This is a genomic window from Streptomyces sp. NPDC002926 (genome assembly GCF_053591755.1).
Map to the genome: position 1 here is coordinate 265200 of NZ_JBSFUK010000006.1, position 14418 is coordinate 279617.

6 protein-coding genes are annotated in these 14418 nt (G+C 73.6%); 4 read left to right on the forward strand and 2 right to left on the reverse strand.

Annotated features, from left to right (window positions below; translation table 11 throughout):
* Positions 1-10: 10 nt before the first annotated feature.
* Positions 11-787 carry a TetR/AcrR family transcriptional regulator gene (locus ACWDZ6_RS14760; RefSeq protein WP_351446988.1) on the forward strand — a complete coding sequence of 259 codons (777 nt, stop codon included), beginning with the start codon at positions 11-13 and terminating at the stop codon, positions 785-787.
* Here the strand turns inward: ACWDZ6_RS14760 and ACWDZ6_RS14765 are convergent.
* Positions 768-2327 carry an AMP-binding protein gene (locus ACWDZ6_RS14765; RefSeq protein ID WP_451503135.1) on the reverse strand — a complete coding sequence of 520 codons (1560 nt, stop codon included), beginning with the start codon at positions 2325-2327 and terminating at the stop codon, positions 768-770. The genes ACWDZ6_RS14760 and ACWDZ6_RS14765 overlap by 20 nt on opposite strands.
* A gap of 89 nt (positions 2328-2416) precedes the next feature.
* Here ACWDZ6_RS14765 and ACWDZ6_RS14770 point away from each other — a divergent pair, with 89 nt between their 5' ends.
* Complete coding sequence (locus ACWDZ6_RS14770) at positions 2417-2662, forward strand: acyl carrier protein (protein WP_326653209.1); 246 nt, start codon at positions 2417-2419, stop codon at positions 2660-2662.
* 38 nt (positions 2663-2700) lie between these two features.
* Here ACWDZ6_RS14770 and ACWDZ6_RS14775 read toward each other — a convergent pair whose 3' ends face one another.
* Positions 2701-3603 carry an ACP S-malonyltransferase gene (locus ACWDZ6_RS14775; RefSeq protein ID WP_451503136.1) on the reverse strand — a complete coding sequence of 301 codons (903 nt, stop codon included), beginning with the start codon at positions 3601-3603 and terminating at the stop codon, positions 2701-2703.
* A gap of 303 nt (positions 3604-3906) precedes the next feature.
* On the opposite strand from ACWDZ6_RS14775, the gene ACWDZ6_RS14780 reads away from it, so the two are divergent.
* Complete coding sequence (locus ACWDZ6_RS14780; protein WP_451503137.1) at positions 3907-5511, forward strand: AMP-binding protein; 1605 nt, start codon at positions 3907-3909, stop codon at positions 5509-5511.
* A gap of 236 nt (positions 5512-5747) precedes the next feature.
* Positions 5748-14418 (forward strand): SDR family NAD(P)-dependent oxidoreductase (locus ACWDZ6_RS14785; protein WP_451503138.1); only part of this gene is annotated, 8671 nt, incomplete at its 3' end.

The following is a 14418-nucleotide window of genomic DNA, read 5'->3' on the forward strand; positions in this document are numbered from 1 at the left end:
TGGGGCACTTGTGGCGAAAACGGATGGAACTGACGACTTCTCGCGGACTCTGGAGCTCCTTTGGGGCGACCAGAGCCGCTCGGCCCGCGGGCCCAAGCCGGCGCTGACCGTCGGGCGCATCGTGGAGTGCGCCATCGAGATCGCCGACACGGAGGGCTTCTCCGCGCTGTCCATGCAGCGCGTGGCCGGGGAGCTCGGTTTCAGCACGATGTCGCTGTACCGCTATCTGCCCGGCAAGAACGAGCTGGTGAGCATCATGATCGACGCGGCGCTCGGGGAGCCGCCGGTCCTCTCGGACTCCATCGGCGACTGGCGCGCCAAGCTCGAGGTGTGGGCGCACTGCTACTTCATGGTCCTCAACGACCACCCCTGGGCCGTGCTGGCCGCGACGTTCGGCCGGGCGATGGGTCCCAACGAGCTCGGCTGGCTGGAAGCCGCCGTGTCGGCCCTCGGCGGGACGGCCCTGAGCGGCAGCGAGAAGACCGACGCCGTCGTCGCCGTCAATGGACACGTGCGCAGCTGGGTGCAGTACGCCGCCAACAGCCCGGCCGGCCACGCCACCGATATCTCGAACGAGCACTGGGGTGCCACCGTCGCCGACCTGGTACGCAAGCACAGCGACCGCTACCCGGCGCTGCTGGAGGCCATGACCTCCGGCGCGTTCGACCCGTCCGACGACAACGGCCCGGCCTTCGGCCTGCGGGTGGTCCTCGACGGCATCGGCGTCCGGATCGCGGAACGCGAGGCGATGAAGGACCGCGCGCGTCCTACATCCCCTCAGTCCTGAGGGGAAGCTGGGCCTGCAGGGCCAGCGTCTTGCGGTCGATCTTCTTGTTCGAGTTGAGCGGGAACTCGTCGAGGTGCCGGTACTCGCGTGGCAGCGCACCGCCGGGCAGCAGATGCTGGAGGTGCTTGACCAGCGTCGACGGGGTGACCCACTCACCGGTGTAGAAGACGACCAGCTCCTGGGAGGTGTCGGCCGGCCGCGGCAACGCGACCGCGTCGCTCACCCCCGGGCAGGAGCGCACCGCGTTGTCGACCTCCGCCAGCTCGACGCGCAGCCCTTTGAGCTGCACCTGCGAGTCCAGCCGCCCCACGTAGCTGTACTGGTCGGCCGAGCGGACCACGCGGTCGCCCGTCCGGTACCAGGTACGTCCGTCCGAGACGAAGAACCGCCCCGCCCCGTCGGCCGGGTCGAGATAGCCGGGGGTCAACTGCGGCCCGCTGATGCACAGTTCGCCGGTCCGGAGGCTCTCCCGGCCGTCGTCGCCCATCATGCGGGCCAGGTGCCCCTCGTGGACGGCGCCGATCGGGACCACCCCGTTGACCGCCAGTTCGGTGGAGACCTGGCTCGACCACCGATGGGCGCTCACCGTGATGGTCAGCTCGGTCGGGCCGTAGAGGTTCTCGATGATGCTGTGGTCCGCCGCCAGCTGCCATTCCTCGGCGTCGCCGCAACGCAGCGCCTCGCCCGCGAAGAAACTCCAGCGCAGGCCCGGCATCGAGCCGGGTACCAGCCCGCCGGTACGCCGGACCAGCGCGATGGCGCTCGGCGTGGAGAACCACACGGTGACCCTGCGCTCGCGGACGAACGCCGGCAGGTCGAGGTAGGCCGTCGGCGGGACGGGGTGCACGCAGGCGCCCGAGCCCCAGGCGCAGAACAGGTCGAAGATGGCGCAGTCGAAGTTCAGCTCGACGGTCTGGGCGAAGCCGTCACCCACGCCGAAGTCGTAGCGTGCGTCGACCACCGCGAAGTAGTGCCGGTAGTTGGCGTGCGTCAGCGGCACCCCCTTGGGCCGCCCGGTCGAGCCCGAGGTGAACAGCACGTAGGCGACGTCGGCGGGGTCGGCGGCGGCGGGATGCCCCAGCGCGTCCGCGGGATCGAGGGCCAGCAGGCGGTCGGAGGACACGTCGCCGTCGCCGCCCAGTGCCGGGCACAGCACCGGCAGGTCCAGCCCCGTCTCGCGCACCGTGGCCAGCCCGTCCGGATCGGCGATCACCGCGTCCACCTGCGCCGCCCGGAGCATCTGCCCGATCTGCCCGGCCGGCCACGCCACATGCAGCGGGACGGCAGCCGCTCCGGTGTACAGCGCGGCGAGCACCCCGGCGTAACCGGTGTGGTTCTTGCCGGCCAGCACGGCAATCCGCCGCGGGCGGCCGGAAAGGCGACGGGTGAGGGTGCCGGCCCACTGCAGCGCCGTGGCGTGCAGCTCACGGTAGGTGTAGTGCTCCCCGGCACCGAGGTGCAGCGCGGGCCGGTCGGGAGCCACGCGCAGCCCGGCGAGGAATCGGTGATGCACCCCGGCGTCCGGAACCGGCTCGATCATCGTGGACTCCTGCCAGGGTTAGGGGTTGTTGCCGATCGCGGGGCGCCCTTAGGTTGACGCCGAGTTCGCCGAGCAGGAAGGGCCCGACCGTGTGGGATTCCGAGTTCGAGCAGTTGCTTCGCCGGCACACCCCGTTCATCGGGCCGGACGAGCCGCTCACCGAAGACCTGCCCCTGAAGGATCTGGGGCTCGACTCCATGGCGACCGTCGAGCTGCTGGCAGCGCTCGAGTCCGCCTACGGCGTGCGCTTCAGCAACGACGCCATGAGCATGGAGCGCTTCGCCACGCCGGCGCTGCTCTGGCAGACCCTTGCCGAGGTGCGGGCGCCGGCATGAGCGCGGCGCGAGTGTGCTCACGATCGCCCGCATCGCGGTCACCTTGTGGCTGCCGGCAGTCGGCGGGCCGGCGGCACCAGAGCGCGCCGGGGCGTCAGCGTCGTCACCGCGAAGTTGTCGGTGCTGCACCGGACGCGCCCCCAGAGGCTGTCCTGGCCGGCGACCACCAGCTCGGTCACGCCCCGGGCCCGCAGTGCCGCCACCACGCTCGGCCAGCGGACCGGCGCCACGATGCCGTCGAGCACCATCTCCCGTACCTGCTCCGCCGTTTCCACCGCGGTGCCGTCATGATCGTCGACCATCGGCAGTACGGGGTCGGTGAAGACCAGGCGCGCGAACACCTCGTCGGCCACCTCCTCGCGGAGTGCGCCGAAGGACGGCGAGTGCATGGGCGGGCGCATGGTGGCCAGCGGCAGGCCGCCGCGCGCACGCAACTGCTCCACCAGCCAGGGAAGCCGCTCGTCGCGCACCGAGACGATGACGAAGTCCGTGTCGACGTAGCAGGCGACGTCGTGCCACTCGCCGTCTTCCCTGAGCTGCGCGAGCACCCCTTCCACTTCCGCCTCGGGGATCCGGGCGCAGGACTGCGAGACGGTGTCGGCGTACTGCCCGGCGAAGTACCGCTCGACGCAGGCGCCCCACCCCGCCGTCATCCGCACCGCGTCGGCGAAGCCCACCGCCCCGGCGTACACGGCCGCAGGCATGCCGCCGAAGCTCGGCCCGACGACGACGTCCGGCCGCAGCCCCGACCGCTGCTCGGCGTCACGGGCCAGCGCCAGGCAGCCCACCAGAAAGGACACCCGGGAACTTTCGGTGAAACGCCCGTCGTCGGCCTTGTACCGGTCCAGCAGGTGGTAGCCGAGAATTTCACTCGCTTCACCGACGAGTGCCCTGGCTGATTTGTTCAGCATCAGGAATTTCGCGAGATCGGCATATGCCATGTCACTGATCCCGGGAAACACAATCGCGGTGGTGCTCGCGTCGCCGTTATCCATATCTCCTCCAGGCGGCCGATTCGCTCCATGCTCACGGCTCGACCAGCCGCTCACGTGTGGTCCTGCCGAGTTTCCTGTCACCCGTTCGAGCGCAGAACCCCTAGCGTCCCCTAAGCCCGGGTAACCGCTTGCAAGAGGCCGAAAAGCACCTGTGGCGACGCCTCGGATTGATTAGCTTCAAGCGCGTGGAACGGTGCCGCGGAATTCAGCGCGGGACACCGGCATGCCCACTCGCCGACAGGAGAACCCGTGACGCCGCAGCCTCCGCAATCGCCCCGCTTCGCCTGCGCGACCGACGAGAACGACAACCTGCGCGGCTACCTGCTCGCCGCCGCCGCCACCACGCCGCACGCCCCGGCGCTCGTCGAACGCGCAGCAGACGGCGGCCTGCGCACCTGGAGCTATGCCGAGCTCGAACGCCTGGTGGACGACTGCGTCGGCGCCCTGGACGAGCTGGGCCTCGACGTCGGCGACCGGGTGGTCGTGCAGTCCAACCACTGCTCGGCGGCCGTCGCCGTGCTGCTGGCCTGCGCGACACTCGGCCTGCCGTTCATCCCCGTGTCTCCGGACATGCCCGGCGAGCGGCTCGCGCTGATCGTCGACAGCGCGCGGCCCGCGCTGTTCCTGCAGTACGGCGAGGGCCTGCGTGATGGACTGCCCGCCACCGTCGGCACCGGCCGCTTCGGGGACGCCGGACTGATCGTCGAGCGGGCACCGCGGACCGGACCGCGCGTACGCGCCGGCGTCGTACCCACCGACCCCGTCTACATCATCTTCACCTCCGGGACCACCGGCCGCCCCAAGGGCGTGGTGATGACGCACCGGGGAGTGCTCGCCTTCCTGCGCGGCGTACGACGGCTCGGCTTCGTCGCCCCCGGCGACCGGGTCGCGACCACCTCACCGCTGCAGTTCGACTTCTCGCTCGTCGACACGGGAATGGCGCTGGGCTGCGGAGCGACCATCGTCCCGGTGCCGCGGGAGGAACTCGGCTGGCCCCGCCGCTTCCTGGAGTTCCTGGCCGAGGCCGAGGTCAGCCAGGTGCACGGAGTCCCCTCCATCTGGCGGCCCGTCCTGCGTACCGCCGCTGCCGACCTGGCCCGGATGCGCTCGCTGCGCCGAATCGTCTTCTCGGGCGAGGACTTCCCCCTGCCGGAGCTGCGCCGGCTGTCCGAACTGCTGCCGCAGGTACAGGTCGTCAACGGTTACGGCGCGACCGAGTCGATGGCGGCGTCCCTCACCGCGGTGCCCAACCCCGTCCCCGGGACGCTGGACCGGCTGTCCATCGGCCGGGCACACCCCGGCGCGGAGATGACCCTGATAGACGACGCCGGCCTGCCGGTGACCGAGCCCGGGGTGACCGGCCAGATTTATCTGCGCAGCCCGGCGCTGTTCAGCGGCTACTGGAACGACCCGGTGGCAACGGCCGCAGCGCTCGTCCCCGACCCCTTCGCCCCCGCCTCCGGCCAGCTCGTCCTCCGGACCGGAGACCTGGCCTACCGCGGCCCCGAGGGCGAGCTCTACTTCTGCGGGCGCGTCGACTCCCAGGTCCAGGTGCGCGGCAACCGGGTCGAGCTGGGCGAGATCGAACGCCGGCTGCAGCAGCACGAAGGCGTCGCCTCGGCCGTGGTCACCCTCGACGAGCAGGCCGGTGCCGAACCGGTGCTGAGCGCCTTCCTGGTCCGCAAGGACGGCGCCGCCGGGGAAAGCGCGACAGCGGCCGGACTGCGCTCCTACTGCGCCGACTCGCTTCCCTCGTACATGCTCCCGCAGAGCATCCACTTCGTAGACGAAATTCCGCTCACCGGCAATGGCAAGGCCGACCGCCGCGCTTTGCTGGCCGGTATTCCCCGCTGAATTCGTACGTCATTCACGCCGGATTCCCCGGCCCCGGCCACGGGGCGGTGCGCGGTGCCGCGCGCCGACCTCCGGTTCCTGAAGCAACCGACCCCCGGATCCCCTTGATCCCGGCAGGGCATAGGGGGAGTCGCCCTATTCGCAGGGGTGGGGCGGATACCGGCCGAAAGCTACCGTCGAGGCGCAAGACGCACCTGTCTTTCCGCAGAAACCCGAGGTGTTCAGGTGATTGTCCAGTGACCCCCGCAGACGGCGCCGGTACCGACGCGGAGCACGGCGCCGCCACCCCGCAGCCGGCCCCGCCGACGGGCGCGGAGCTCACCCGCTCGCTGACCCGGCTGCTCCGCGAGCAGCTGCACGGCCTCCGGCTCCGGACGGACCCGGAGGCCGACAGTGACATCGATCTGGACAGGCCCTTCCGCGACCTCGCGCTCGACTCGCTGGGCCTTGTCGAGCTGCACGCGCGGCTGGTCGCGGAGACAGGACTCGAACTGCCCGTCACCGTCGGCTTCGAGTACCCGACGCCCGCCCTGCTGGTGCGCTATCTCAGGGCGCGGCTCCTCGGCACACCGGACGAGGCCCCGGAGCCGGTGCCGCACACGGCCCGCGACGACGAGCCGATCGCGATCGTGGGCATCGGCTGCCGCTACCCCGGAATCGGCTCGCCCGAGGACCTGTGGCGGGTGGTGGCCGGCGGCGAACACGTCGTGGGCGAGTTCCCCGAGGACCGCGGCTGGGACCTGCAGGCGCTCTTCGACCCCGACCCCGACGCACCCCGCACCAGCTACGTCCGGCACGGTGGCTTCCTGCCCGACGCGGGCGACTTCGACGCGGAGTTCTTCGGCATCGGCCCGAAGGAAGCCCTGGCCATGGACCCGCAGCAGCGGCTGGTCCTGGAGACCGCCTGGGAGGCGCTGGAGCGCGCCGGGATCGACCCGACCACCCTGCGCGGCAGCCGCTCGGGCGTCTTCGTCGGCGTAGAACCGCACGAGTACGGCCCGCGCACCCACGAGGCGCCCGACGGCCTGGACGCCCACCTGCTGCTCGGCAATCTGCCCAGCGTCGTCTCCGGCCGGATCGCCTACACCCTCGGCCTGGAGGGGCCGACCCTCACCGTCGACACCGCCTGCTCCGGCTCACTGACGGCGCTGCACCTCGCCGTCCAGTCGCTGCGCCGAGGCGAGTGCGGCCTGGCCCTGGCCGGCGGCGTCGCCGTCATCTCCAGCCCCGGGACGTTCACCACTTTCAGCCGCCAGCGCGGCCTGGCCGCCGACGGCAAATGCAAGGCCTTCGCCGCCGAGGCCGACGGCACCGCCTTCGCCGAGGGCTCCGGCATGCTCGTGCTGGAGCGACTCGACGACGCGCTGAGGGCGGGTCACCCCGTCGTCGCCGTGGTGCGCGGCTCCGCCATCAACCAGGACGGCGCCAGCAACGGCATCACCGCACCCAGCGGGCTGGCCCAGAACAAGGTTGTCCGGCAGGCCCTGGCCGACGCCGGGCTCACCGGAGCCCAGGTGGACGCCGTCGAGGCGCACGGCACCGGCACCAGGCTCGGCGACCCCATCGAAGCCCGCGCGATTCTCGAGACCTACGGCCGCGACCACAGCGCCGAGGCGCCGCTGTGGCTCGGGTCGGTCAAGTCGAACATCGGTCACACCGGCGCGGCCGCGGGCGTCGCCGGCGTCGTCAAGATGGCGATGGCCATGCGGCACGGCGTGCTGCCCGCCACCTTGCACGCGCAGAACCCCACACCACACGTGAACTGGTCGGCCGGAACGGTGCAGTTGCTGGTGCAGCCCCGGCCCTGGGAGCAGCACGACGACCGGCCGCGCAGGGCCGGCGTCTCCTCCTTCGGCGCCAGCGGAACCAACGCGCACGTCATCCTGGAGGAGCCGCCCGCCGTCCCGGCGCCGTCGCCGCACCAGCAGGCCTCCGGGCCGACGCCGCTGCTGCTGAGCGCGAAGAGCGTGACGGCCCTGCGCGGCCAAGCGGCCCGGCTGTCCGCGTGGCTGGCGGAGCGGCCGGCCGGGGACCCGGACCTCGCCGACGTGGGCTTCTCCCTCGCCACCACCCGCGCCGCGCTCGAGCACCGCGCCGTGATCCTCGCGGACGACCCGGACCAGGCCCGGTCGCGCCTCGCCGCACTCGCGGCGGGGGACGCGCCCACGGGGCGGATCGCCGAGGGCGGCCTCGCGGTGCTGTTCACCGGCCAGGCGTCGCAGCGCCTGGGCATGGGCCGGCAGCTCCACCGGCGGTACCCGCTGTTCGCCCACCACTTCGATGTCGTCGCCGACCACCTCGACCTGCTGCTTGAGCAGCCGATCGCCGACATCGTCTTCGCCGACGAGGGCTCGGACGCGGCACGGCTGCTCGACACCACCGAGTACGCGCAGCCCGCGCTGTTCGCGCTGGAGGTGAGCCTCTACCGGCTGCTCGAGTCGTGGGGCGTCCGCCCGGACTTCCTCGCCGGGCACTCGGTCGGCGAACTGGCCGCCGCGCACGTGGCCGGCGTGCTCTCCCTCCCCGACGCCGCCATGCTGGTCGCCGCCCGCGGCCGGCTGATGCAGGAGCTCCCTGCGGGCGGTGCGATGGCCGCCGTCGCCGCGACCGAGGACGAGGTGCTGCCGCTGCTCGGGGACACCGTCTCCGTCGGCGCCGTCAACGGCCCGTCATCGACGGTCGTCTCCGGCGCCGCGGACGAAGTGGCCCGCATCGAGCGGCACTTCGCCGAGCGAGGACGCCGCACCCGGCGGCTGCGGGTGTCGCACGCCTTCCACTCGCCGCTGATGGAGCCGATGCTCGACGACTTCCGGCGCGTCGCCGAGGCGATGACCTACGCAGAGCCCGAGATCCCGATCGTCTCCACGATGACCGGTGAGCCGGTCGCGCCGGATGCAGACTACTGGGTGGAGCACGTCCGGCGTACGGTGCGCTTCGCCGACGCCGTACGCCACCTCGATGACGCCGGAGTGACCACCTACCTGGAGGTCGGCCCCGACGCCGTCCTCACCGCCCTGACTCCCGGCTGCCTGCCGGACACCGCCGGCGTCGCCGCGCTGGCCGCCATGCGCGCCGGACGCGACGAGGAGACCGAGCTGCTCGGCGCGGTCGCCGAAGCCTGGGTCCGCGGCGCGGCCGTCAGCGGCGACGGGCTGTTCCCGGGCTTGCGGGCCGTGCCCCTGCCCACCTATGCCTTCCAGCGCCGCCGCTACTGGCTCACCGCACGCACCGCGCCCGACGTCAGCGGCGCGGGACTCACCCCGCTGAAGCACCCGTTGCTCTCGGCCCAGGTCGTCCTGGCCGACGACGAAGGCACCCTGCTGACCGGGCTGCTGTCCGTGCGGACACAGCGCTGGCTCGCCGACCACGTCATCGCCGGGGACCGGATCATGCCCAGCACCGGCTGGCTGGAGATGGTACTGCGGGCCGGCGCGGCGGCGAACTGTCCCCGCGCCGACGAACTGCTCGTCCAGGCACCGCTGGTGCTGCCCGACGACGCGGACGTCCCGGTGCAGGTCCGGGTCGGCCCGCCCGGGCCGGACGGGCGGCGGGACGTGCAGGTGTCCTGCTTCGACGCCGCCTCGGAGACCTGGGTGCGGCACGCCCGCGCCACGGTGGCCGCCGAGCGGCCCGCGGCGCACGCCGCGACCGGAGCCCCCGAGGCCTGGCCGCCCGTCGGCGCCGAACCGATCGACCTCGGCGCCTTCTACCCGGACCGCGCCGAGGACGGCTACGGCTTCGGCCCGGCCTTCCGCAACCTGCGCGCGGCCTGGCGGCTGGACGACCAGGTCCTGGCCGAAGTGGCGCTGGACGAGTCCGCACGCGCAGGCGCCGACGAGTTCCTCATCCACCCGGCCCTGCTGGACTCCGCCTTCCACGCCGCCGACTTCCTGCCCGGCCCCGACGACGGCGGTACCCGCATCCCCTTCTCGCTCGACGGCATCACCGTGCACACCCCCGGCACCTCCTCGCTCCGCGTCCGCCTGACGCGCAGCGCGGCGGGCCTGCACGCCGACATGACCGACGGCACCGGCAGCCCCGCCGTCACCGTCGAGACCGTCGTCGAGCGCCCCCTCGGGACGGCGCGCCCCACCCGGCCGCTGTACCGGGTGCGCTGGGAGCAGGTACGCCCCGGGACGGGCACACCGCGGACAGCCCTGCTGGGCACCCCGGCACTGCCGCTCCCGGGCGACCGCTACGCGGACCTCGCCGCGCTGCGCGAGGCCCTCGCCGCGGGCGCCGATGTCCCCGACGCCATCCTCGCCTTCGTCCCCGCCGGAACGGACGCCACCCCGGCGGCGGCCCGCGCCGCCACCACCCGCGTACTCGCCCTGCTCCAGGACGCGCTCGCCGCCGACCTGGGCACTGCCCGCCTCGTCCTCGTCACCGAGAACGCCACCGCGGCCGGGGCCGCCGCTGTCGGCGGACTGGCCGCCGCACCGGTCTGGGGCATGGTCCGCGCGGCCCAGGCCGAACACCCGGGAAAGTTCCTCCTCCTCGACATCGAACCGGGATCCACCCCCGAGTCGGTGCTCGGCGCGCTGGCCGCGGCCACCGGCCCCGACCGCTCCGAGGAGCAGATCGCCCTCCGCGACGGCGAGCCGAGCGCGCCCCGGCTGGTGCGCATGCCCGCACCCGCCGACGGTCCCCGGCCCTGGTCGGAGGGGACCGTCCTGATCACCGGCGGCACCGGAGGACTGGGCCGCCGGGTCGCCCGCCACCTGGTCACCCGGCACGGCGTCGGCTCCCTGCTGCTGACCAGCCGCTCCGGCGACCGCGCCCCGGGCGCGGCCGAGTTCGCCGACGAACTGCGGGCGGCCGGGGCGACGGTGCGCGTCGAGGCGTGCGACGTCGGCGACCGCGACGCCGTGGCCCGGCTGCTCGACGGCATCGACCCCGACCACCCCCTGACCGGCGTCGTGCACACGGCGGGCGTCGTGGCCGACGGCGCGGTCACCACCCTCACCGCGGCCGACGTCGACACCGTCTTCGCCGCCAAGGTCGACGGCGCCTGGCACCTGCACGAACTCACCCGTGACATCGGCCTGAGCGCCTTTGTGCTGTTCTCCTCCGCCGCCGCCACCATGGACGCCGCCGGCCAGTCCAACTACGCCGCCGCCAACGCCTTCCTCGACCAGCTCGCCGAGCACCGCCGTGCCCTCGGCCTGCCCGCCACCTCGCTGGCCTGGGCGCTGTGGGCCGGCGAAGAGGGCATGGGCGGCCGCCTCGACGAGGTCACCCTGCGCCGCTCGCAGCGCTCCGGCGTGACCGCGCTCACCGCCGAACAGAGCCTGGCCCTGTTCGACGACGCACTCACCCGCGACACCGCGACGATGCTGCCGATCCAGCTCGACCTCCCCGCCCTGCGGACACGCACCGGCCCGCTGCCGTCCGTGCTCGGCACCCTCGTCCCCCGGCAGCGGCGCGCCGCCGCGGCGGGCACCGGCGCCGCGGGCGGCGAACTCGCGCGCCGCCTCGCCGCCCTCGCCGAGCGGGACCGGCAGTCGCACGTACTCGACGTGGTGACACGGCACGCCGCCGCCGTACTGGGACACGAGCAGAGCAGCGAGATCGACCCCCGTCGCCCGTTCAGCGAGGTCGGCTTCGACTCACTCGGCGCCATCGAACTGCGCAACGCCCTCAACACCGCGACGGGCCTCCGCCTGCCGTCCTCGCTGATCTTCGACTACCCGACACCGGCGGCGCTGGCCGACCATGTCCTGGCCGTGCTGGCACCGGCCGCCGCGGCCGACGCCGCCGCCCAGGCGCCGACATCCGGCCTGCTCGGCGGCGACGACGACCCGATCGCCATCGTCGGCATGGCCTGCCGCTACCCCGGCGGCGTGTCCACCCCCGAGGAACTCTGGAACCTCGTGGCCCAAGGCGCCGACGGCATCTCGCCGTTCCCGGTGAACCGGGGCTGGGACACCGCCGAGCTGTACGACCCCGAGGTCGGCCGCACCGGCAAGACCTACGTCCGCGAGGGCGGCTTCCTCCACGACGCCGCCGACTTCGACGCCGACTTCTTCGGGATCAGCCCCCGCGAGGCCGTGGCCACGGACCCGCAGCAACGGTTGCTGCTGGAGACCGCCTGGGAGTCGATCGAGCGCGCCGGCATCGACCCCAGCACCCTGCACGGCAGCCGCACCGGTGTCTTCGCCGGCGTCATGTACCACGACTGGGCCAGCCGTCTGCGGGAGATACCCGAGGACCTCGCGCCGTACCTGACCAACGGCAGCTCGGCCAGCGTCGCCTCCGGCCGCGTCGCCTACGTCCTGGGCCTGGAGGGCCCCGCCGTCTCCGTCGACACCGCCTGCTCGTCTTCATTGGTCGCCCTGCACTGGGCGATGCAGGCGCTGCGCCGCGGCGAGTGCACGCTCGCGCTGGCCGGCGGCGTCACCGTGATGGCCACACCCGAGACGTTCACCGACTTCAGCCTTCAGCGGGGGCTGGCCGCCGACGGCCGGTGCAAGTCGTTCGCCGACGCCGCCGACGGCACCGGCTGGGGCGAGGGCGCCGGGATGCTGCTCCTCGAACGGCTCTCGGACGCCCGCCGGAACAACCGTCCGGTGCTGGCTGTCATCCGGGGCTCCGCCGTCAACCAGGACGGCGCGTCCAACGGGCTCACCGCCCCCAACGGCCCGTCCCAGCAGCGGGTGATCCAGCAGGCACTGGCCGCCGCCAGGCTCGGCCCCGCCGACATCGACGCCGTCGAGGGCCACGGCACCGGCACCCGGCTCGGCGACCCCATCGAGGCCCAGGCCCTGCTCGCCACCTACGGCCAGGACCACTCCGGCGAGCCGCTGTATCTCGGCTCGATCAAGTCCAACATCGGGCACGCGCAGGCCGCGGCGGGCGTCGCCGGCGTCATGAAGATGGTGCTCGCCATGCGCGCGGGCATCCTGCCCGCCACCCTGCACGTGGACGCCCCGTCGACACAGGTCGACTGGAGCGCGGGCAGGGTCGAGCTGCTGGCCGAGTCCCGGCCCTGGCCGCAGGTGCGGCGCCCGCGCCGGGCCGCCGTGTCGTCCTTCGGTGTCAGCGGCACCAACGCCCACGTCATCCTGGAGTCGGCCGAACCTGCCCCCGCGCCCGCCGGGAGCGAACCGGCCCCCGCGCCCGCCGCCGAGGCCCCGGCCACGCCCGTCCCCTGGCTGCTGTCCGCGCGCACCGGGCAGGCCCTGAGCGACCAGGCGACGCGGCTGCACGCCGCACTCGCGGACGACGACACCGTCGTCCCGGCCGCGGTGGCACGCAAACTCGCCCTCGCCCGCACCGCCCACCCGCACCGCGCCGCCGTCATCGGCGCCGACCGGGCCACGCTGCTCGCCGGGCTGCGCGAGATCGCCGACGGGCGGGCCGCAGTCATCGGCCATGCGCGAACCGGCCGCGTCGGCTGGCTGTTCACCGGCCAGGGCTCCCAGTGGGCCGGGATGGGCCGCGGTCTGCACGCGCGCTGCGCACCCTTCCGGGAGGCCTTCGACGAGGCCTGCGCCGCCCTCGACCCGCACCTCGACTCGCCCCTGCGAGACGTCATTTGGGGCGACAGCGACAGCGGCGACCTCGACCGGACGGAGTGGACACAGCCCGCGCTGTTCGCCCTCCAGAGCGGACTGGCCGGCGCGCTCCGGCACTGGGGCCTGCGCCCGGACGCCGTACTCGGCCACTCCGTCGGCGCCCTGGCCGCGGCCCACGTCGCCGGTGTCCTCGACCTGCACTCGGCCGCCCGGCTGGTCGCCGCGCGGGGCCGGCTCATGCAGGCCCTGCCCGGCGGCGGCATGCTCGCGCTGAACACCGCCGAAGCACACGCCGAGCAGCTGATCAAGGGCCTCCAGCTGGACGTCGCCGCGGTCAACTCGCCGACCTCCGCCGTCGTCTCCGGCCCCGAACCCGCCCTCCTCCAGGCCGCCGAGCGAGCAGTGGCGGACGGCGTCCGGCACAAACGGCTCCCCGTCTCCCACGCCTTCCACTCCGCGATGATGGAGCCGATGCTCGCCGACTTCGCCGAGGTCGCCCGGAGCATCGACTACCGCGAACCCGACCTGCCGGTCATCTCCGACGTCACCGGCCGGCCGGCCGAACCCGGCGAGCTCACCGACCCGCAGCACTGGGTCGAGCACGCCCGCCGGACCGTCCGCTTCGCCGACGGCGTCACGGCCCTGTACGAGTCCGGCGTGACCCGCTTCGTCGAGGTCGGCCCCGACGCCACCCTGACCGCGCTGGCCCGCGAGACACTCGCCGACGTCGACGGCCCGGTCTTCGTCCCGCTCCAGCGCGCCCGCCGCGACGAACACACCGAGCTGACGACCGGCCTCGCCACCGCTTTCACCGCCGGCATCGAACCCGACTGGGCCGCCGTACTCGACGGCGCTCCCGACGACCCCGAACTGGTGCTGCCCACCTACCCGTTCCAGCACCGCCGGTTCTGGATCGACGCCGGCACCGCGGCACACGACGTCAGCGGCGCAGGCCTGGACGCGATCGCACACCCGCTGCTCACCGCGTCCATACCCGTCCCCGGCACGGACCAGGTCGTCCTCACCGGACGCCTCGGCTCCGGCCTGCACCCCTGGCTGCCGGACCACGCCGTCCACGGCGTCGCCCTGCTCCCCGGCACCGGCTTCGTCGAACTCGCCCTGGCGGCAGGCGAGGAGACCGGCGCCACCACGGTCGAGGAGCTCACGCTGGAAGCCCCGCTCATCGTGCCCGCGGACGGGACGGTCACGGTCCGCGTCGTCGTCGACGCGCCCGACACAGCCGGCGCCCGCACCCTCACCGTGCACTCACGGACCGACGGCTCGGCACCCTGGACACGGCACGCGAGCGGCTCGCTGAGCGCGGCGCCGCAGCCCTCCGGCCCGCGCCTCGCGGCCAGGCCCCCGCCCGCCGACGCCGCCCAGGACGACA

Coding starts and splice junctions, on each gene's coding strand:
- ACWDZ6_RS14765 (WP_451503135.1), bottom strand. CDS start 2,327: ATGATCGAGCCGGTTCCGGACGCCGGGGTGCATCACCGATTCCTCGCC.
- ACWDZ6_RS14775 (WP_451503136.1), bottom strand. CDS start 3,603: ATGGCATATGCCGATCTCGCGAAATTCCTGATGCTGAACAAATCAGCC.